Raw genomic sequence first — 19,491 nt, 5'->3', positions numbered from 1 at the left:
CCTGCCATGGGCAGACGACCAGCGGCAGGGCACGAAGTCGCCAACACGGGGCGCGCAGAGCGAGGGAACGCGAAGCCCCGAACCTGTGAATAAGCCGCACCCCAAACGCGGGCGACGGACGACCGGCGACCGGCGACCGGCGACCGGCGACCGGGATTCTTCGGCGACGTTCGACGCGTGTGCAACCGAGCCGTTCGATCGGACGTCCTTCGATCATGCGCTCATTTCGCCGAGTCCTCGCCCTCACCGTGACCGTGCTGGCCACGCTGCTGACGTTCACCGCCTGCGACGTCGGGCGCGAGGACCCCGATGTCACGAAGCAACGCCTGGGAGGCCCCGGCGACTTGCTGGTGGGCGCCGTCCTGAACTTCGACGGCGGCGAGATCGACGGCCGGAAATTCGAATCGCCACCTCCCACCGAAGAGACGACGTACCTCAGAAACTGGGTCGAGTTCCACCGCGACGGCACCGTGGCGGGAAGCTACGGCTGCACGCCCTTCCGCATGACGGCAAACGTGCGAGCCACCGACCTCGCGCTCGAAGAGGACACCCCGACGGCGGCCGTCGAGGGCTGCCCGCAGAGCCTGACGTCCTTCGAACGGCAGCTCAAGGAAATCTTCACCGGACACCTGGCCATATCCAAACAGAAAGCCGAGGAAGAAGGTCACGACGACACCATCGGCCTCAAAAACGACCATGGCGACCACATAACCCTCAGCGTGACCCGGCCGGCACAGGGATTCTTCGGCACACGGTGGAAGTACTGGTACACGCAACTCGACGATGGAGGACAGGGCTCCGACCCAGATGACAAAACGGTCTCCTGGATCTTCCACGAGAACGGGACGATGACCGGCAAGCTCGTCTGCGACGACTTCACCGCCCGAGCCCACTTCACCGGCGACGTGGTCACCATCTCTTCCATGCGCCTGACCACCCACCGAAAGTGCGCGCCGGGACAGGCGGAGCACGACGAAAGCTGGCTCGGAACGCCTCCTCCCTACACCTACGGAGTGTTCGACGCAGGGACCAGGCTGATCCTCCGTCCCCACACCACAGACTCCCACGGCATAGTCGAGACACTGTTCAAACGCGACGGAAGCCGCTGACCAGACTCCCCTCAGGAGCCCCCGACACATCGGCCTCGCCGGCAGTTCGCCGTATCCCGACGTGCATCGCGCGGGCGCCGGGTCACCGCGGTGAGTGCACGGACGACGAAGATGCCGGCCACGGCCGGGCCCACGATGACCACATCGGCCGCCAGCAGGAACGGCACGTCCTTAGAGGCACGCGCGATGACGTCGTCCGTGAGGCACCCGCTCTCCCGGGGCGCTCCCGTGGTGGACGTCCACGACGATCCCGCCGAGCACTCACAGATTGCAGACGGGTTCGGTGTTTTGACCGGGCTTGCCTTGGTGTGTCTGGGCTAGTGCGCCCAGCGGCCCATGGCCGGTGCGGTCCCGATCAGGCACTCGATCTCGGTCGGGAAGCCGGCGAGGGCGTTGGCGGTCAGGCGCAGGTTGCCCTCGAGGCAGACCAGGGCGTCCTGCCTCTCGCCGACGAAGATGAGCGGAGGAAACCGCTCGCCTCGGATGAGCGCGTGGGCTGCGTCGACGAACGGTTCGTTGGGGACGTCGAACGCCCGTCGCCCCGCCTTGATGCGTGCGGCCGCGTCGGTCGGCCGGCGGCTGCCACCGGACAGTTCGACCCAGTAGGAATAGTCGAGGTAGCGGACGCCGGACGCCTCGTCGGCGGACAGGAGTGCCCTGATCCACGTGACGCGGCCGGGGAAGTTCTCGAACAGGTCGCGGTTCTCGCCGTACCCGCGCGTCGCGGCGAGCAGAGCGCGACGTGCGAAGTTCGCCCCGGCGTCGGACAGATCCGGATGCGTCAGCAACTGTTCGGCCTGCCCGCCTGCCGCCAGTTGGGATCGTAGGTTCGGGCCGAACCTCCGGCTGGTCAGCTCGCCGCTCAAGAAGGAGGCGACCATCTCGTCCTCGCTGCTCATCCCCAGCACCTGCACGACCACCAGCATAGGATCCGGCCTCGTCGTCACGCGGGCGCAGTGATGCGGACCTGCCCGGCTACCTCGGCGTCAGTGCGGTGACGAGTTCGTCCAGTCCGTTGAACTGCCCGTCGAAGGCGTCGGAGTGCTTCGGCGGATCGCCGACCGGTCGCCGGACGTGGGCGGTTCGCATGCCCAGTGCCTGGGCTCCGCGAAGGTCCCAGGCGTGGGCGGCCACCATGAGCACGTTTCCCGGTGGGCATCCCGCGGTGTCGACGGCGAGCCGGTAGACCTCTTGCGCCGGTTTGTAGGCCAGGACGGCTTCGCTGGACAAGGCTTGGTGCCAGCGCAGCCCGGCATGCGCATTGAGGCGCAGCAGGGCGGTGCGGCTGGCGTTGGAGAGGCCGAGCACGGGGAACCGCCGGGCGAGCCGCTCGACTCCGGCAACGGAGTCGCTCCAGGGGAGCAGGCGCTGACCCGCTGTCGCCAACCGGGCGACGGCCGACGCATCGGTGAGGCCGGCACGGTCGGCCACCCGTTGCGCCGCCTCTCCGTCGATGATCTCGGTGTTGGCGTATGCGCGGTGTCCTTGCGCGATGCGTTGCTGTTCGAGCTCCACATGCTGTTGCCACAGGGTGAGCAGTTCGTCGACGGACGCGTCGTCGGAAGCGGGGACCGCCTCGCGAATGGCCCCTCGCAGCCCGCTGGGTTCGTCGACCAGTGTTCCGAGGACATCGAAGACGACCGCCTCGACGTCGCGGATCTCGGTCATGCGCTCTCCCGTCCGTACTGGTGTCACCGGCTCAGCGGGTGACGATCTTGCCATCGGCACCGTCACCCGTCAAGGCGGTGACGCGGTTCTCGCTCGCGCTCGGGGTGGGTGATGACGGGGGTCATGTGGTCGGGCAGGGCGGGGTGAAGTCGACCGCCGCGAAGTACCGTGCCCATGCGGTGCCCGTGATCCGTGGGTACGCGCTGTCGCAGATGCGGGCGGCGACCCTGTCCAGGCCGGTGTCCCACAGCCGGATCGTGAAGTCGTTGCCGCCGCTGGCCAGGGTGTCGCCGTGCGGGCCGAATGCCACGGCCGGTACCGGATTCGCGTGGCCGATGAGGGCGACGGGAGCCGAGGCGCCGTGTGCCTCCCACAGCAGGACCTTGCCGTCCGCGGCGCCGGCTGCCAGTCGCCGGCCGTCCGCGGAGAAGGCCAGTGCGTAGAGCCAGGAGCCGGAAGCCCGTAGCCGTGTCGCCTTCGCCGGGCGGTGGATGTCGCTGATATCGATCAGCCAGATCGTCCGGTCCGTCCGGTGGACGGCGGCCAGGGTCCGGTTGTCGGGGCTGAACAGGCCCTCGGTGAGTGGGTCGGAGCGGAAGGGGGACGGGAGTTCCCGGGGGCTGCGCGGATCGCTGATGTCCCAGAACCGCAGCGAGCCGGACTCGCCGGTGCTCGTCACCAGCGTGCGGCCGTCCGGCCGGAACGACGCCATCGTGACGTCCGGCCCGCCCTCGACGAGCCGGCTCATCGGCCGGGGACGGGCGGCATCGGTCAGGTCCCACAGTCCGGCCGCATGTTGCGCCCACACGGCCAGCAGGCGACCGTCCGGGCCGAAGCCGGCCCCGGCGACTTCGCCGGCGTCGGGGGTGAGGATCGACGTGAGCCGGGGTCTCCGCGGATCGGTCACGTCCCAGACGCGGACGGTGGTGTCCTCGCTCGCCGTGACGAGGGTGCGCCCGTCCGGGCTGAACGCCACGGACCGGACGAACTTGGTGTGCCCGCGCAGGACCGCCAGCGGCCACAGGGCCCGCCCGCCGGTGACCTGCCACAGGCGTGCGGTGCCGTCCCAACTGGCGCTGGCGAGCAGGCGGCCGCCAGGGGCGAACGCCACCGACGTGACCACGTCGTCGTGGGTCCCGAGCGACAGGTCCCGCAGGTCCAGCAGCCGGTCGGAGTCGGCGAGCAGGTGGCGGTCCGGACTGAACGCGGCTTGGTAGGCCCCACCGGGAATCGTGCTCACGCGCTTCGGGTGTGCCGGTTCGGTGACATCCCAGAACAGGGTGGATCCGCCGACCGAGACGAGCGTCCGGCCGTCGGGGTCGAACGCCACCGACCAGACGATCGTGGAATGGCCGAGCAGAACGGTCGGTGGCCGCGTCCGCGGGCCGCTGCCGAGGTGCCAGAGCCGTGCGGTGTGATCCCAGCTGCCGGTCGCCACGGTCCGGCCGTCCGGGCCGAACGCCACCGAGGTCACCGTGTCCGTGTGTCCGCGCAGCACGTCGAGGTGGCGTGGATGCGCGGGATCGGCGACGTCCCACAGCCTGGCGGTGGTGTCGCCGGTGGTCGCCAGCCTGCGGCCGTCGGGGCTGAAGGCCACCGAGGTGACCGCGCCGGTGTGGCCGGGGAAGGCGGCCAGCAGCCACGGATGCCGGGGATCGCGCACGTTCCACAGCCGCGTCGCGCCGTCGGTGTGGCCGGTGGCGAGGACGTCGCCGCCTGGCGGGAACGCCACCCAGGTCGGCGCGGCCGGCTGATCCGGCAGGGTGCTCAACGCGGTGGGCGCTCGCCGGTTCGTCACGTCCCACAGCCGGACCGCTCGTTCGCTCGCCGCCGCCAGGACGCGGCCGCCCTGCCCGAATGCAACCGCCAGCAGTCGCCACGGCTGGCACAGAGTTGCCAGTCGGACGGGGTGATGGGGGTTCCCGACGTCCCACAGCCGGATCGTGCGGTCCCAACTGGCGGTGGCCAGGACCGTGCTGTCCGGGGCGAAGGAGGTCGAGACCACGTCGGAGGTGTGGCCGGTGAGCCGGCTCGTGTACGGCGTCGCGAACGTGCTCATCAGCTGGTCGCGGACGTCGTCGGTGGCCGCCAGTCGGTACGCGGCCAGGTTCAGCTGCGCGGCGAGCGCGGGGGTCTGCTGCCGAACCTCGGCCGCGTCCGCGGCGACCTTCCGCGCAATGGCCACGTTGCGCTGCCGAATGGCCGAACTGCGCGAGCCGACGGCCAGCGCCAGAGCGGTGGCCGCGACGATCACCAGCGCGGTGAGAAGCGTGGCCAGTTGCCGCAGGCGGACCGTCCGTCGTCGGACCGCCGCCGTCTCGCCGGCCTGCGCGTCCCTGCTGGCGTCGAGGAAGCGCCGTTCCCTGGACGTCAGCCGGCTGTCGTCCGCAGCGGCCAGGTCCAGTGCCGCGGCGAGGCGGGCGCCCCGGTACAGGGCGTGCGGGTCGCGGCCCTGCGCCTCCCAGTCTGCGGTCGCGTCCGTGAGCTGCCGGTGCAGGAGCAGTCGGTCCCGGTCCTCGGTCAACCAGCCGCGCAGCCTCGGCCAGCACCTGATGATCGCCTCATGGGTGATCTCGACGCACTCCTCGCCCAGCGTCACCAGCCGTTGCCGGGAGAGGGATTCGAGCACGGAGGCGGTGTCGGGGCCGGGGTCCAGCTCGTCCCTGGTGATCCGGCGCCTGGTGTCCTCGGTGCCGACACCCAGCGCGGTCAGCCTGAGGAACAGCGCTCTGGCGAGGTCCTGTTGCACCGGCGACAACGCCCGGTACGCGACCTCCGCGGTCTGTGCGAGCGCGTGCTGGATTCCGCCGGCCGCCAGGTAGCCGTCCAGGGTCAGGCGACTGCCGCTGCGGCGCCGCCAGGTCTCGACCATCGCGTGTGAGACCAGCGGCAACGCACCCGGCTGACCGGTCGCGTCGGCGACCACGGCCGCGAGCAGCGGGCCGGGCACCGTACAACCGGCCAGCGCGGCCGGCCGGGTGATGGCCTCGCGCAACTCCTGGCTGCTCATCGGGCCGACCGCGATCTGCGCGTCGCGCATCGCCTCGACAAGCAGGGGGTCCTGGACACAGCGGCCGTAGAAATCGGCGCGCACGCCGAGTACCACCCGGGTCCGGCCGGTCGTCGCCGCGGTGGCCGCGATCAACATGGAGAGGAAGGCGTCCCGTTCGTCCCGATCCCGGCAGAGGGTGAAGACCTCCTCGAACTGGTCGACCACGATCAGCGTGTCGATGTCCGTGGGGCGGTCGATCGTGGCCTGCCGCAGCCGCAGGTACAGCGTCGCGGGATCGTCGCGCAATTCGGTCAGCAGCGCGCAGGGTGCCTCGCCCGTCGCCGCGGCCAGGTGGATCGCGCACTCCTCCATGGGGCGGGGCCCCGGCGTGAAGAGCATCGCCGGCCATCCCCATGTCCGCACGCGGGCGACGAGCCCCGCCCGTAACAGCGAGGATTTCCCCGATCCGGACGGCCCGAAGACCACCAGGAACCGGCGGTCACGCACCTTCGCCAGCACCTCGCCGGTCAGCCGCTCGCGCCCGAAGAACCGGTCGGCGTCCTCGGGTTGGAACGCCGACAGTCCGGCGTACGGTGCGCCCTGCGGGCCGGTGTCCCCGGCCTGATCGTCAGGCGTCGAGGTCGAGATCTCGGCGGCGACCGCATGCCATCGGGCCTCCCACTCGTGGCAGTCGCCCTGACACGCCGCGACGTACGCCAGCGTGACGCCCAGGCTCGGAAACGTGCGCCCGCCCGCGGCGTCCGACAGCGTCGTGGACGAGTAGTGCGCCCTCTTGGCCAGTTCCCGGTAGGGCGGTCGTCCCGCGGCCTCGCGCAACTTCCGCAGATCGGCCGCGAACCCTGTCAGGGGACCGGAGTCCGAGTCCAGCGGGCGTTCGGCACGTGGCATGGCCTTCCTTTCTGGAGCCTCTCCGCAGCCGCGATGCGGGGCGGGTGGTTGTCCGGCTGTTGTTGTCCGGCGTCCGCGTCCCGGCCCCGGACAACCCTCAGCGGCTAGACAGGGGCCAGCGCAACCGCGCACCGGCCATAGGGAGGGAAAGCATGAAAACCGCGAAACGGCTGTTGCCGCTGCTGGCGGCCATCGGGCTCGCAGTCGGCGGTACCTTGACGGGCCCGCCGGCATTCGCCGCGGCACCGCTGCTCAGGTCCAACCTGAACGGAAGGTGCGCCGACGTCTTCGCGTTCCATCAGGAGAACGGCGCCTCCACCGTGACGTGGGACTGCACCGGCAACACCAATCAGCAGTGGCGCTGGGACGGCGAGCAGATCCGTTCCGGCCTGAACGGAAAATGCCTTGAGATCTACGCCTTCGCCCAGGGCGACCTGGGTTCGGTGAGCATGTGGGACTGCGACGGCGGCAGCAACCAGAGATGGTTCCGGAACGGCAACGAGATCCGTAGCCGGATGAACGGAAAGTGCCTCGACATCCTGGGCGGCCGGCCCGAGAACGGCCAACTCCTGGTGAGCTGGAGCTGCAACGGAGCGGCGAGCCAGAGCTGGGACTTCTGAGCGGTGGCCCGGCCCGGCACCTGATGCGCCGGGCCGGGCCACATGTCGTCGTACCGGTGGGCTCTCTGTGCCGGCCCGCACGCGGACGAGCCCGGCCGGCGCCTCGGCCTCGCGCTCGGCGAACTCCGCTCCGCCCATGGACGCCCGCACACGCGGATCGGCTGCCACGGCCCAAGACAACCCACGCCTCCACGACTTCACCCGGAGTCCCGCGGACAGAAGAAATCCCGACGGGGACGAGACTTGCGCACGTCGCACGAGGCCGGGTCCGAACGGCCCGCAGTCACCCGGACGGGCTAACGGGCCGGGGGGGGGTGGGCGCGGGCGGAGGAAACCGTAAGGGACTGCAAAGATGCAGTGCGGTTCGGCTACCGGGTTAGGGTTGCCGCATGGGTGAAGGGCTGCGGGAACGCAAGAAGCGGCAGACACGGCAACGCATCTCCGAAGTGGCCCTCGGCCTCTTCGTGCAGCGCGGCTTCGACCGCGTCACCATCGCCGAGGTCGCCGCGGCCGCGGACGTCTCCGTCAACACCCTCTACAACTACTACGAGTCCAAGGAGGACCTGGTCCTGCCGCCGGACCAGGCGTCCCCGCAGCGGCTCGCCGACATCGTCCGCGCCCGCGAGCCCGGTGAGTCCGCCGCCCGGGCCGTCCTCGCACAGCTCCGCGCCGAACTGCGGCGACGCGACCGCAGGGTGGGCCTGTCCACGGGCTTCGGCCGGGTCTTCGAGATGATGCGGGCCGCGCCCACCCTCACCGCCCGCCTGGAGGACCTCGGCCGGCAGATGACCGAGGCGCTCGGCACCGTCCTGGCCGAGGAGACCGATGCCGCACCCGACGATCAGACGCCCCGCGTGGTCGCCGGTCAGATCGGCTGGTTCCACTCCCTGGTCTACGGCGAGATCGGGCGGCGCATCGTGGCCGGCGAGAAGCCGGACACGATCGCGGAGGCGCTGCTGGAACTCCTCGACGTGGTCGAGGAGATGCTGAGCCCCACCGCACTCGGCTACGCCACCCGCCCGTCCGGTGCGTCAGGTGCGGCGGAGTCAGCGCAGGTATGACGCCCCGTTGACGTCCAGTACGGCGCCGGAGGACCAGACCGCCTCGGGCGAGGCGAGGTACTTCACGGCGGCGGCGATCTCCTCGGGGGTGGCAACCCGACCGAACGGGCTCTGCTGCTCGACGGCGTCGGTGATCCGGTCGGCGACCCGTTCGGTGGCGACGAAGCCGGGGGCGACGGAGGCGACCGCGATGCCGTGCGGCGCGAGGGAGACGGCGAGCGACTGTCCCATGGCGTGCAGGGCGGCCTTCGTCGCGCCGTAGGCGGGGTGGTCCGGCTCGCCCTTGAAGGCGCCGCGGGAACCGATGTTGACGATGCGGCCCTCGACCTTGTGGTCGATCATGTTCCGGGCCGCGCAGTAGGTGACGTGCGCCGCGCCCAGCAGATTGACGTCCACGATGCGCCGCCAGGCGTCCTGCCAGTCCTCGAAGGAGGTGCGGTCCAGCGGGTGCGGGACGTTGGCCGCGGCGTTGTTGACCAGGACGTCGATCGGGCCGAGCGCCTCGACGGCCGAGGCGACCACGGCGGCCGCGCCGTCGGGGGTGCTGACGTCCCCCTGGATCAGGACGTGGCCGCTGCCCTCCAGGGCCTGCAGGGCGTCTTCGGCGGCCGCCCGACGGGACGCGTAGTGCAGGGCGACCCGGTCGCCGTCGGCGGCGAAGGCCGCGGCGATCGCCCGGCCGATGCCGCGCGAGGCTCCCGTCACCAGTACGGTCCGGTTCCGGCTCATCGGGCATCCTCCAGCGGTGGGGCGGCCCGGCGGCCGCGCGGCGCAATGATCTTGCCGAACAGCCTCGCACGCGGCACTGCCGAAGAGAAGACCGGGGCGCTCCGCCCCGCGCTGTCGCGGGAGGGTGCGCCCCGGATGTGCCCCTCAACTCCGCCCGGGTGTCGGCCGGTTGCTCGGCCACGGGCGACGTCGACCCGCCGACCGGCGGGTTCGGGTCACTTGCCGAGCGCGGCGACGCCGGCCTGGGCGAACTGCTCGTCCAGGTCGCCGCTGGGCGCGCCCGCGACGCCGATGCCCGCGATCGGGGCGCCCTTGGCTTGGACGGGAGCCCCACCGGCGAGGAACAGCGTGCCGGGGATGTCCTTCAGGGTGGGCGCCTGCTCCAGCCGCTTGACCAGGGCCGAGGTGGGCGCGTTCCACGACACCGAGGTGAACGCCTTCTCCTCGGCCGCCTTGTACGACTGCGGGCCGGCGCCGTCGCCGCGCAGCGTGACGACGGTGTTGCCGTTGCGGTCCACCACGGACACCGACACGTGCTGGTCGGCCTTCTCCGCGGCGTCCAGCGCGGCCTGCGCCGCCTTGGCGGCGGCGTGGACGGTCAGGTGGTCGGTGGCGACCACGTTCTGGGCCTCCGCCTGGGCGGCCGGGGCCGCGCCCGGCTTCTGGGCGTTGGCGTCCGGGGCCGCGACGGCGACGGCACCGACGGCGGTCACACCGATCGCGGCCAGCACTGCCGCGCCGCCGATGATCCGGGCCCGCTTGGACGGCATCTGCATGGGAACTGCTCCTCTTCCTCGACCGCGGGGCCGGCCGGCCCCGCGGTCCGCAGCGATTGCGGTGCTTCCATCCTTGGCGGCGCAGGGCCGGCAGCGGTCCGCGGAGCGGATGGCGTCGCGGAGCATCATGGATGACGTCGGTGTCAACCGATCGGATGACGGGTGGGGGCCGGAAACCGGGCTACGAATCAAGGATGGACGTGAAGCACGTGAGCGGTGGCCGTACCGGAGCGGCGGACGGCGAACCGCGGATGGACCCCGCGGTCGGTCTGGCCGGCCGCGGGATGGAGGCGGTGATCTCGGCCTCCTTCGTCCTGCTGCTGATCGCCGCGATGGCCCGCTTCCTGACCCATCATCCCGGCGCCCCCGGCACCTGGTGGGTGATCGCGCTCACCACGCTGCTGGCGGTGGCGTACGTGGGGAGGCCGGCTGTGGACGGGGCGATCGCACCCCGGTGGCGGCGGGCCTGGCTCGGCGTCTTCGTCCTGGGCTGGGTGGCCCTGGTGCTCCAGGCACCGAGCTTCGCCTGGAGCGCGGTGGCGATCGTCTACACGGCGTTGCAACTGCTTCCGGCGCGGGCCGCGCTCGCGTTGGTCACCGTGCTGACGGTCCTGGTGGTGGTCGCCCAGGTGCGGATCAACGGTCCGGACCCGCTGCTGATCGTCGTGCCGCCCGTGGTCGCCGGCCTGGCCGCGACGGTGTTCACGCACATGCAGCGGCAGGCGGCCCGGCAACGCTCGCTCATCGAGGACCTGGTCCGGACCCGCCGCGTACTGGCCTCCAGCCAGCGGCGGGCCGGCATGCTGGCCGAGCGCGAACGACTGTCGCTGGAGATCCACGACACGCTCGCCCAGGCACTGTCGAGCCAGCGGATGTTGCTCCAGGCCGCCGAGCGGCTCTGGGCGGCTGACCCGGAGGCGGCCCACCGGCACATGACCACCGCCTCGGACATCGCGGAACGCAACCTCGTCGAGGCACGCCGGTTCGTCCACGACCTGGCGCCCGCCGACCTCTCCGGCGGGGGCGGGCTGCCCGAGGCCCTGCGGGCGTTGGCCCGCCGCGAGACCGCCGCCGGGGCGGCCGCCGAGGGCACCGCGGGGGACGCGCGGACGGGCGGTCCGACCGTGCGCTTCCGGATCGACGGCGACCCCGTTCCGCTGCCGCCGGCCGTCGAGGCGGGCCTGTTGCGGGTGGCGCAGGGCGCCGTCGCCAACGTGCGCGAGCACGCGCACGCCAGCGATGCCGTCCTGACCCTCAGCTACCTCGACGAGGACGTGGTCCTCGACATCGCCGACAACGGCTGCGGCTTCACCCCGGGCCAGCAGGGCGCGCAGGGGCCGGCGCCCCATCGGGGCCACGGCCTGCGCGCCATGGAAGTCCGGTTGCGGCAGCTCGACGGCACACTGACCGTCGAGTCCCACCCCGGTGACGGTACGGTCGTGTCCGCGGCCGTACCGCTGCGGGCGAGCGGTCCGGCGGTCGGCCCGGACGAGGAGCGACCCGCATGACCCGCATCCCGCACTCCCCCGACGCAGACGCCGCCGCGCCCGGCCGGCGGGTGCGCCTGGTGCTCTGCGACGACCACGCGGTGGTCCGGGCCGGGCTGCGCGCCCTGTTGTCGGCGGACCCGGGCATCGAGGTCGTCGGGGAGGCGGCCACCGGCGAGGAGGCGCTGGCTATCGCCGCCAAGGAACGTCCGGACGTGGTGCTGATGGACCTCAGCCTCGGCACCGGCATCGACGGGATCGAGGCCACCCGTCGTATCGTCGCCGAGGTGCCGGGCACCCGTGTCCTGGTGCTCACCACGTACGACACCGACGCCGATGTCACCCGTGCCGTCCAGGTCGGTGCGACCGGCTACCTCCTCAAGGCCGAGCGGCCCGAGGAGCTGTTCGCGGCGGTCGCCGCGGCGGCGGAGGGGCGGGCGGTGCTGTCCGCGCCCGCGGCCAACCGTGTGATGGAGCGCGTGCGCAAGCCCCATGCCGCGCTCACCGAGCGCCAGTTGGACATCCTCGGCCAGCTCGCCCGGGGGCTCGGCAACCGCGAGATCGCCCGTACCCTGTTCATCAGCGAGGCGACCGTCAAGACGCACCTGGTGCGGATCTACGCCAAGCTCGGCGTCGACACCCGGGCCGGCGCGGTCGCCGCGGCGAAGGAACAGCGGCTGATCCCCTGACCTGCCCCGGCGCGCGGACGGGAACCGGCGTCGGGCGGCTCAGTCGGTGTCCGTCGCGGCGAGGATCGCCAGGCCCCGCCGGTCCGGTGAGAGGCAGGCGAGGCCGTAGTCGTAGATCTCGTTGTGGAACCACTCCGCGTCGGCCTCGAAGTGGAACCACGTGCTGTGCAGGGCGCGTTGTGCCACCTCGTCCGCGTCGGCGCCCCTGGGTGCTCCCGTCAGGCCGGCCAGCGACTGCCAGGCCGCGAACCGCCCGTAGGCGCCGTGCGCGCCGTCGCTGTACATGCCTCCCATCGACGCGGTGGCGAAGAGCAGGCGCCAGACGGCGTCGAGGGGGCGGAGCGCGATCTCGAAGCGGTCGGTGGGACCGAGCCCGTCCAGACATCCCAGGGGCAGGGTGGGGAGCAGCTCGGGGATGTCCTCGGGGGCGGCGGGTGCGTCCAGGTCGAAGACCCAGGCACCGCCGGCGCCCCAACCACCCGCCGTCACCGCCGCGGTGACCTGTTCGTACCGCTCGCTGGTGGCGGTGTCGCGCAGCGCGGAGCGCACGGTCGTCCGGGGTACCGGCGGGTCCATACGACCCTCACCGGGGATCCCGGTGTCCATGCCGCCGGCGCCGCCGTGCGTCGAACGGCTCGGGAAGTCGGCGTCGGCCTCGAACGCCCGGCGGTCCACCGGCAGCCAGCTCAGCGGGTGATAGCCGGCCCGACGGAGGGGCCAGAACCGCAGCGGCAGGAAGTCGTCGATGTCCACGCCGCGGAGCACCAGTTCGTGGAAGAGGCAGGCACGCAGTTCCGCGGGCCGGTCGAGGGCACGCCCGTCGAAGACCAGCTCGGCGAGGTCCGCGACCCGCTGCCCCTCGGCCAGGAACGAGGCGATGGCGGGCAGCGGGAGGCCGGGGGACGTGGTGGACGTGCGCTGTTCGTTGAGGAGTTCCAGCAGTTGCGCGACGTTGTCCCGGCCGGGGCTGAGCGCGAGCGCCCGCATGATGTGGGCCAGGCTGCGCTCGTAGGACCGAGCCCGCTCCACCGCTGTCGCGTGCCGGTCCGTCAGCACCGAACCCAGTTCCCGCAGGCGGCCGGCCTCTCCCCGGGCCACGGGCCGTTCCGTCTTCTCCCAGACGATCTTCGCGAGGTCGTCGTCCGCCAGGTCCGATGCGTGTTCCACGGTGGGCCACCTTATGCGGCACGGTCCGCACGGCGTGCGGCACCGTGAGATCCGCGCATTCTTTTTCCATACGGTTGACATAATACAGCTGGCTTATAACCCTGGGAGGCACGAGCGGAACGACGGAGGGAAGCGATATGTCCGAAGGGTCGAGGGTGCGCACCACGGAAGGCGCGGTGCAGGGGTTCCGGCAGCACGGGAACGCGGTGTTCCGCGGAATTCCCTACGCCCCACCGCCGGTTGGCGCGCTCCGCTTCGCGGCGCCCGGGCCCGCGCCGCGTTGGGCGGGGACGCGTCGCGCCACGGAGTTCGGCCCGGCGGCGCCGCAGTCCGGGCCGGCTCCGGCAGCTGCGACGGACGGCACGGACTGGCTGACGCTCAACGTCTGCACACCCGATCCGGGAGCGGCGGGCCTGCCGGTGCTGGTGTGGATCCACGGCGGCGCCTTCGTCTCGGGGACCTCCGGCGACCCGATGTACGACCCGGCGGCGCTGGCCGGCGCGGGGCTCGTCGTGGTGAGCATCAACTACCGGGTAGGCGCCGAGGGGTTCGCGCTGTTCGAAGGCGCCCCGGCCAACCGCGGACTCCTCGACCAGATCGCGGCGCTGCACTGGGTGCGGCGGAACGTCGCGGCCTTCGGCGGGGACCCCGACCGCGTCACCGTCGCCGGACAGTCCGCCGGCGCGGGGTCGGTCGCCGCCCTGCTGACGATGACGTCGGCGCGCGGCCTGTTCCGACGCGCCATCGCCCACTCGGTGCCGGGCAACCACTGCACCCCCGCCCTGGCCGCACGGGTCGCCGCCGCCCTCGCGGACCGACTGGGCACGGCGCCCACCGCCACCGCCCTCGCCGACGTCACCCCCGGCGCACTGGCCGAGGCGGTCACGTCCCTCGGTACCGACCTCGCGGACCACCACCCGCACTGGGGCCGGCTCGCCCGGACCGGCGTCGCCGTCTGCCCCGTCATAGACGGGCAGGTCCTCACCGAGACGCCCTGGCCCGCGCTGTCGAGTGGTCGCGCGGACGGGGTCGAACTCCTCGTCGGCCACACCCGCGACGAGTTCCGGCTGTTCAGCGTCATGAGCGGGCGGCTGGGCCGGTTCACCGACCGGGACGCCGACACCGCCCTGGAGCTCTTCGCCCCGGGGCCGGACGGCGCGGACGCCTACCGCGCCGCCCACCCGCGGGCCACCCCGGATACCTTGGTGGAGACGGTGTACTCGGACGCCCTCTTCCGGATGCCGTCCCTGCACCTGGCCGAGGCGAACGTCGCGGCCGGCGGCACCTCGTTCCTCTTCGAGCTGGAACTGGCCGCCCCCGGCCTCGGAGGCGCCCTGGGCGCCTGCCACAGCCTCGACGTCCCCCTGGCCTTCGGCACGCTGGACAGCCCCGTCGGCGGCCAACTCCTCGGCGAGCCGCCCTCCGCGGAGGCGGTCGCGGTGTCGCGGGAACTCCAGCAGGCGTGGATCCGCTTCGCGACCACCGGCGATCCCGGGTGGGCCGCCTACCGTCCCGATCGGCAACTCACCCGCGTCCTGGACGCCCCCTCGGCAACCGTGCGCTATCCCGAACAGTCCTCCCGTCGCATCTGGGACGGCCGCTCCCCCGCCCCCTTCGACCTCGACGAGGCGGGCCTCTCACGGGCGCTGTAACTACTAGTATGTACACTCGCCGCTGACGACACCGCCGGCCGCGTGCCGGCATCGACCCCGCGAGGAGAATCGGCATGCCGTTCGTACGCATCGACGCACTGCGGGCCGACGGCGAGCGGCTCGGCGCGCTCGGCCGGGCCGTGCACGACGCCCTGATCGAGACGATCGGCATCCCGCCGGACGACCACTTCCAGGTCCTGGTCGGCCACGACGGGGTCAACAGCACGCTGCGCCACGGCACTTACTTCGGCGTGCAGCGCGACGACGGCATCGTCTACGTCGCGATCACCCTGCGTGCGGGTCGCACGGACGAGCAGAAGCAGGCGCTCTACCGGCGGATCGCCGAACTGGCGTGGGAGTACGCGGGCACCGAGCCGCGCAACGTGTTCGTCACCCTGACGGAGAACCAGTCGATCGACGGGTCGCTCGGCAACGGGGTGGCTCAGTACGTCGCCTCCCCCGACGGGCCCGAAACGACCTAGCCGGGGTCGCCGCGCCGGCGGTCAGACCGTGCGCTGACGGTTGGTGGTGATGAGGGTGTGGAGGACCGCCTGGGCCGTGGGCAGGCGGTTGGCCGCCTGGTTCCAGACCAGGGACCGGGGGCCGTCGAGGACCGCGGAGGTGATCTCCTCCCCGCGGACGGCGGGAAGGCAGTGCAGGGCCACCGCCTCCCGCGGGGCCCGGGCCAGCAGGGCGTCGTCCACCCGGTAGGCGGCCAGGCGCGCGGCGCGCTCCTCGCGCTCGTGGGGTTTGTCCATGGGCACCCACACCTCGGCGTAGACGGCCTGCGCGGTGCGGACGGCGTCGATCGGCTCGGTGGTCAGCGTGACCGAACCGCCGGTCTGTGCCATCACTTCGCGGGCCTCGGCGAGGACGTGTGCGTCGGTCGCGTACTCGGGCGGGCTGGCGATGGTGAGGTGCATTCCGCTCGCCGCAGCCGCCGCGAGGAAGGAGTTGCAGGTGTTGCTCGTGCCGTCGCCGAGGAACGTCGCGGTCAGTCCTGCCAGGGCACCGAAGCGCTCGCGCAGCGCGAGCAGGTCGGCCAGGGACTGGCACGGGTGGTGGGTGTTGGAGAGGGCGTTGACGACCGGGATCGTCGCGGCGTCGGCCATCTGCTCGACCGTGGCGTGGTCGAAGGTGCGCACCGTGACGGCGTCGAGGAACGACGACAGGACGCACGCGGTGTCGGCGACGGTCTCGCCGTGACCGAGCTGCATCTCGTCGCGGTTCAGGACGATGGCCGACATGCCGAGCCGTTGGGCGGCCGTGGCGAGGGACACCCGGGTCCGGGTGGACGGCTTCTCGAAGAGGCAGCCGATGGCGCCGCCGCGCAGATCGCGCTCCCACCCCAGCGGCTCCTGCTTCATCGCCGCCGCCAGGTCCAGCAGTTCCGTCAGGGTCTCCGGGTCCAGGTCACCGACCCGGAGCAGATCGTCGGGGACCTTGCCGGTCACTTCCGGACGGCTGTCCTCGGACACGGGTATCGGGTGGGGCATCGAGGTCTCCGGCTTCGCTCGCACGGGCGGGACATTGCGCCACCAGCGTGAACGGCGGCGCACCACCAGGCACGCCGGCGCGCCCCGGCCGGGTGAACCGCGGTGGCACGGCCGCGCCGCCGCCCGCACAGGCGGCACACCCGGCCCGCTCCCCCACGGCCCCCACGGCTGTCCTGTTCCCGCTCGCGGAGCCGCCCGCCGGAAGCGAGTGACCCGGGCGGGCGGCGCCCGGCCGTCGCCCGTCGCCGTGCCCGTTCAGCGCCGTGACGCGGCCGGGAGAGGAGGGGCCCCGCGACCACCCCGACGTCAAGGAGCACGTCCATCGTGAACATCGCGCGAGACGAGACGTTCGGGTTCGTGCCCTGCGAACCGTTCGCGGACTACCGGCCCGACCCGAACAGCGCTTTCATGACGCGGGAGTTGTGACCCGGCGCCCGTCGGCCGAGTGCCCCGGGGCGCCCGGCCGACGGTGCGGTCAGCGGTCCTCGTCCGGGCGGCCCCGGGGTGGGGCGGGCTCGGCGGCGAGCCCCAGTTCACGGTCGCCGAGCGGGGCGAAGAAGCGGGCGACGTCGGCGTCGGTCACCTCGGACAGCGCGGCCGGGGACCACCGGGGGTTGCGGTCCTTGTCGATCACCTGGGCCCGGATGCCCTCGACCAGGTCGGGAGCGGTCAGGGCCGCGTAGGAGATCCGGTACTCCTGGTCCAGGACGCGTTCCAGGGAGCCCAGGCGGCGGGCCCGGCGCAGTGCGGCGAGGGTGACCTTGAGGGAGGTCGGCGACCTGCTGTGCAGGGTCTCCGCGGCTTCCTTGGCGGCCTGGTCCTCGTCGGTCGGCAGCCGCCGGAGGATCTCCTCGACGGTGTCGGCGGCGTAGCAGGCGTCGATCCACGGCCGGCGCGCGGCGAGTTCGCCCGGCGGCGCCTCCTGGACGTACCGGCCGACGGCCTCGTGCGCGGGGACATGGGCGAGGTCCGCGATCAGCCGGGGCAGGGACGCGATGGGCACGAAGTGGTCGGCGAGGCCGCACAGCAGGGCGTCGCCGGCGCCGATCTGCCCGCCGGTCAGCGCCAGGTGGGTGCCGAGTTCGCCCGGTGCCAGGCCGAGGAGGTGGGTGCCGCCGACGTCGGGGACGAACCCGATGCCGGTCTCGGGCATGGCGATCCGGGACCGCTCGGTGACGATGCGGACGCGGCCGTGCCCGGACAGGCCCACGCCGCCGCCCATCACGATGCCGTCCATCAGGGCGACGTAGGGCTTGGGGTAGTGCGCGATGCGGGCGTTGAGGCGGTACTCGTCGCGCCAGAAAGCGGCCGAGGCCGCGCCGCCCCCGGCGCGGACGTCGTCGTGGATGGCACGGATGTCGCCGCCGGCGCACAGGCCGCGCTCGCCGGCCCCGGTGAGCACGACGGTCTCCACGGCCGGGTCGGACTCCCACGCCGTGAGCGCCTGATCTATCCGGCGGACCATGGCGTGGGTGAGGGCGTTGAGCGCCCGGGGACGGTTGAGGGTGAGGTAGGCGGCCCGGCCCTCGGTGCGCAGCAGTACGGCGTCGTCGGCGGTCATCGGGAGCCCTCCGTCGTGCCGTGGGCGGTGAGGTTGCGCATGGTGGTGGCGGTTCCTTTCCGGCGGCCGGGCGCGGCGACGCGGTCTCCCGGACGTTCTTCTCGGACCCATCGGCGCTGGCGGAGCCGGGTGTTGGACCGCCGGCTCGTAGCATGGGGCGGTGGCAGTGTTCCGGATCGAACGTACCGCGCCTCTCTCCCCCGACGCCGCCTGGCGACGGCTGACGCACTGGGCGGCCCACTCCGCGCATGTGCCGCTGACCACGATCACCGTGACGACGCCGCCGCCCACCCGGGTGGGGACGACGTTCGTCGCCCGCACCGGCCTCGGTCCGCTCGGGTTCGACGACGTGATGCGCGTCGTGCGGTGGGAGCCGCCCGGTGCGGGCGCCGCGGGGGCGACGGCGGGTCGGTGCCGGATCGAGAAGCGGGGGCGGGCCGTCGCCGGGTGGGCGGAGTTCGAGGTGGAGGCCCGGGCCGGGGGTTGCCGCGTCGTCTGGCGCGGAGAGGTGCGCCCGCGCGGGCTCCCGCGGCCCTTGGGCCCCCTGGCGACCCGGTCGGCGCGTTGGCTGTACGGCCGCATCCTGGACGGGCTGCTCGGCCGGTAGGAGCCGTCGGCCGGAGCACGCCCGCGGGGCGACGGGCCCGGCCTCGCGGGCCGCCCCGCGCCTCACAGCGCGGTCAGGAACTCCCGTACCGCCGCGGCGAATCCGGCCGGATCGTCGTCGTGCAGCCAGTGGCCGCACCCGGGGAACTCCCGCAGGGTGGTGGCCGGTCGCCGCTCCGCCATCTCCCGGGCCATCGCGGTCGGCAGGACGAAGCTGTCCAGTCCGTGCAACAGCAGCGCCGGGCAGGTGGTGGCGAGCCAGTCGGGCCACCAGTCGCCGATCAGCGCCTCCTGGGACCGCACCATGTCCGCGTGGTCGAAGAGGAATCCCCAGCCGTCGGGGCGTTCGACGGCGCTCTCCAGGAAGTAGCTCGCGTCCGGGATGCCGTGCGCCTCGACCTGGCGGCGCAGGGCGCCCAGGGTCGGCGCGCGGCGCGGCCAGTCCCGGACGTCCAGGACCGGATGGGCCACCGCGGGCCGACGGTTGAGGGCGCCGCCCTCCTCGACGACCAGCGCCCGGACCAGCTCGGGGTGGTGCGCCGCCAACCGGAAGGCCACCACGCCGCCCATCGAGTGGCCGAGCACCGGCAGCGGCCCCAGCCCCAGTGCCCGCACGAACGCTGCGGCATCGGCGACGTAGGCGTCGGGCGAGACGTCGTCGGCGCGTGCGCTGTGGCCGTGGCCACGCTGTTCCAGGGCGATCACCCGGAACTCCGGTGCCAGCGCGGCGGTCAGGTCGGCGAACGCCCGGGCCCGCCCGAAGTGCCCGTGCAGGGCCAGCACCGGCGTTCCCGGCCCGCCGGGGTCCGCGTAGGACAGTCGCAGGCCCCGCACGGTCGTGGTCTCCAGGGTCGTGATCCCGGTGGTCAAGGTCATCTGCGTGTCTCCTGTGGGGTTCTGAGTGAGTGTCGATCATCGCGGCGACCGCCGCGCCCGTCGCCCGGCCCGGCGTGGACGGCCCCGGAAATC

At 72.7% G+C, this 19,491-nt stretch carries 17 protein-coding genes; 8 read left to right on the top strand and 9 right to left on the bottom strand.

All coding sequences use genetic code 11. From position 1 onward, the window contains the following. Positions 1–248 precede the first annotated feature (248 nt). The gene (locus tag MOV08_RS40490; protein ID WP_275311178.1) at positions 249–1,109 is read left to right on the top strand and encodes an META domain-containing protein; all 861 of its coding nucleotides are present in this window, start codon (positions 249–251) and stop codon (positions 1,107–1,109) included. A 317-nt stretch (positions 1,110–1,426) separates the two neighbouring features. On the opposite strand, the gene MOV08_RS40485 is transcribed toward MOV08_RS40490, so the two are convergent. The 3 genes from MOV08_RS40485 to MOV08_RS40475 form a co-directional block, all read right to left on the bottom strand. Further along, the gene (locus MOV08_RS40485) at positions 1,427–2,008 is read right to left on the bottom strand and encodes a hypothetical protein (protein WP_275311176.1); all 582 of its coding nucleotides are present in this window, start codon (positions 2,006–2,008) and stop codon (positions 1,427–1,429) included. A gap of 76 nt (positions 2,009–2,084) precedes the next feature. Beyond that, entirely contained in the window at positions 2,085–2,777 is a 693-nt protein-coding gene (locus tag MOV08_RS40480) for a haloacid dehalogenase type II (protein WP_275311175.1), read from the bottom strand. A gap of 121 nt (positions 2,778–2,898) precedes the next feature. After that, the gene (locus MOV08_RS40475) at positions 2,899–6,678 is read right to left on the bottom strand and encodes an nSTAND1 domain-containing NTPase (protein WP_275311173.1); all 3,780 of its coding nucleotides are present in this window, start codon (positions 6,676–6,678) and stop codon (positions 2,899–2,901) included. Positions 6,679–6,830: 152 nt separating this feature from the next. Between MOV08_RS40475 and MOV08_RS40470 the strand changes: the two genes are divergently transcribed. Then, on the top strand, positions 6,831–7,298 hold the full coding sequence (locus tag MOV08_RS40470) for an RICIN domain-containing protein (protein ID WP_039639240.1): 468 nt from the start codon (positions 6,831–6,833) through the stop codon (positions 7,296–7,298). 389 nt (positions 7,299–7,687) lie between these two features. Next, on the top strand, positions 7,688–8,359 hold the full coding sequence (locus tag MOV08_RS40465; protein ID WP_275311172.1) for a TetR/AcrR family transcriptional regulator: 672 nt from the start codon (positions 7,688–7,690) through the stop codon (positions 8,357–8,359). On the opposite strand, the gene MOV08_RS40460 is transcribed toward MOV08_RS40465, so the two are convergent. After that, complete coding sequence (locus tag MOV08_RS40460; RefSeq protein WP_039639237.1) at positions 8,345–9,088, bottom strand: SDR family NAD(P)-dependent oxidoreductase; 744 nt, start codon at positions 9,086–9,088, stop codon at positions 8,345–8,347. The two genes, MOV08_RS40465 and MOV08_RS40460, sit on opposite strands and share 15 nt — an antisense overlap. A gap of 215 nt (positions 9,089–9,303) precedes the next feature. Next, the gene (locus MOV08_RS40455) at positions 9,304–9,864 is read right to left on the bottom strand and encodes a GlcG/HbpS family heme-binding protein (protein ID WP_275311171.1); all 561 of its coding nucleotides are present in this window, start codon (positions 9,862–9,864) and stop codon (positions 9,304–9,306) included. 194 nt (positions 9,865–10,058) lie between these two features. Between MOV08_RS40455 and MOV08_RS40450 the strand changes: the two genes are divergently transcribed. Together MOV08_RS40450 and MOV08_RS40445 are read left to right on the top strand one after the other, a co-directional pair. Next, positions 10,059–11,372, top strand: a complete 1,314-nt coding sequence (locus tag MOV08_RS40450) for a sensor histidine kinase (protein WP_420834255.1) — start codon at positions 10,059–10,061, stop codon at positions 11,370–11,372. Continuing rightward, entirely contained in the window at positions 11,369–12,040 is a 672-nt protein-coding gene (locus MOV08_RS40445; protein ID WP_275311170.1) for a response regulator, read from the top strand. The genes MOV08_RS40450 and MOV08_RS40445 overlap by 4 nt, the downstream gene beginning before the upstream one ends. 39 nt (positions 12,041–12,079) lie before the next feature. Here MOV08_RS40445 and MOV08_RS40440 read toward each other — a convergent pair whose 3' ends face one another. Further along, positions 12,080–13,207, bottom strand: a complete 1,128-nt coding sequence (locus tag MOV08_RS40440) for a DUF6183 family protein (protein ID WP_275311168.1) — start codon at positions 13,205–13,207, stop codon at positions 12,080–12,082. 155 nt (positions 13,208–13,362) lie between these two features. On the opposite strand from MOV08_RS40440, the gene MOV08_RS40435 reads away from it, so the two are divergent. Together MOV08_RS40435 and MOV08_RS40430 are read left to right on the top strand one after the other, a co-directional pair. Continuing rightward, a complete protein-coding gene (locus MOV08_RS40435) occupies positions 13,363–14,859 on the top strand; it encodes a carboxylesterase/lipase family protein (protein ID WP_338057335.1) in 1,497 nt (498 codons plus the stop codon). A gap of 74 nt (positions 14,860–14,933) precedes the next feature. After that, positions 14,934–15,341 carry a tautomerase family protein gene (locus MOV08_RS40430; protein WP_275311165.1) on the top strand — a complete coding sequence of 136 codons (408 nt, stop codon included), beginning with the start codon at positions 14,934–14,936 and terminating at the stop codon, positions 15,339–15,341. Between the two features lie 21 nt (positions 15,342–15,362). Here the strand turns inward: MOV08_RS40430 and argF are convergent, their stop codons facing one another. Both argF and MOV08_RS40420 read right to left on the bottom strand, forming a co-directional pair. Then, entirely contained in the window at positions 15,363–16,337 is a 975-nt protein-coding gene (argF, locus tag MOV08_RS40425; protein ID WP_275311164.1) for an ornithine carbamoyltransferase, read from the bottom strand. A 493-nt stretch (positions 16,338–16,830) separates the two neighbouring features. Continuing rightward, entirely contained in the window at positions 16,831–17,916 is a 1,086-nt protein-coding gene (locus tag MOV08_RS40420) for an enoyl-CoA hydratase/isomerase family protein (protein WP_275311162.1), read from the bottom strand. A gap of 160 nt (positions 17,917–18,076) precedes the next feature. Here MOV08_RS40420 and MOV08_RS40415 point away from each other — a divergent pair, with 160 nt between their 5' ends. Next, positions 18,077–18,523 (top strand): SRPBCC family protein, encoded by a 447-nt coding sequence (locus tag MOV08_RS40415; RefSeq protein ID WP_275311161.1) that lies wholly within the window; start codon positions 18,077–18,079, stop codon positions 18,521–18,523. A gap of 62 nt (positions 18,524–18,585) precedes the next feature. Here MOV08_RS40415 and MOV08_RS40410 read toward each other — a convergent pair whose 3' ends face one another. Continuing rightward, positions 18,586–19,398 carry an alpha/beta fold hydrolase gene (locus MOV08_RS40410; protein ID WP_275311160.1) on the bottom strand — a complete coding sequence of 271 codons (813 nt, stop codon included), beginning with the start codon at positions 19,396–19,398 and terminating at the stop codon, positions 18,586–18,588. Positions 19,399–19,491: the final 93 nt, after the last annotated feature.

The organism is Streptomyces yunnanensis (genome assembly GCF_029011865.1).
In the GTDB taxonomy this organism is placed as follows: Bacteria; Actinomycetota; Actinomycetes; order Streptomycetales; family Streptomycetaceae; genus Streptomyces; species Streptomyces yunnanensis.
Note: the sequence above shows the minus strand (reverse complement) of the source record. Positions and strands in the feature narration are given on the sequence as shown.

Coding starts and splice junctions, on each gene's coding strand:
- MOV08_RS40445 (WP_275311170.1), top strand. CDS start 11,369: ATGACCCGCATCCCGCACTCCCCCGACGCAGACGCCGCCGCGCCCGGC.
- MOV08_RS40480 (WP_275311175.1), bottom strand. CDS start 2,777: ATGACCGAGATCCGCGACGTCGAGGCGGTCGTCTTCGATGTCCTCGGA.
- MOV08_RS40460 (WP_039639237.1), bottom strand. CDS start 9,088: ATGAGCCGGAACCGGACCGTACTGGTGACGGGAGCCTCGCGCGGCATC.
- MOV08_RS40410 (WP_275311160.1), bottom strand. CDS start 19,398: ATGACCTTGACCACCGGGATCACGACCCTGGAGACCACGACCGTGCGG.
- MOV08_RS40475 (WP_275311173.1), bottom strand. CDS start 6,678: ATGCCACGTGCCGAACGCCCGCTGGACTCGGACTCCGGTCCCCTGACA.
- MOV08_RS40430 (WP_275311165.1), top strand. CDS start 14,934: ATGCCGTTCGTACGCATCGACGCACTGCGGGCCGACGGCGAGCGGCTC.
- MOV08_RS40485 (WP_275311176.1), bottom strand. CDS start 2,008: ATGAGCAGCGAGGACGAGATGGTCGCCTCCTTCTTGAGCGGCGAGCTG.
- MOV08_RS40450 (WP_420834255.1), top strand. CDS start 10,059: ATGGACGTGAAGCACGTGAGCGGTGGCCGTACCGGAGCGGCGGACGGC.
- MOV08_RS40455 (WP_275311171.1), bottom strand. CDS start 9,864: ATGCAGATGCCGTCCAAGCGGGCCCGGATCATCGGCGGCGCGGCAGTG.
- MOV08_RS40465 (WP_275311172.1), top strand. CDS start 7,688: ATGGGTGAAGGGCTGCGGGAACGCAAGAAGCGGCAGACACGGCAACGC.
- MOV08_RS40470 (WP_039639240.1), top strand. CDS start 6,831: ATGAAAACCGCGAAACGGCTGTTGCCGCTGCTGGCGGCCATCGGGCTC.
- MOV08_RS40420 (WP_275311162.1), bottom strand. CDS start 17,916: ATGACCGCCGACGACGCCGTACTGCTGCGCACCGAGGGCCGGGCCGCC.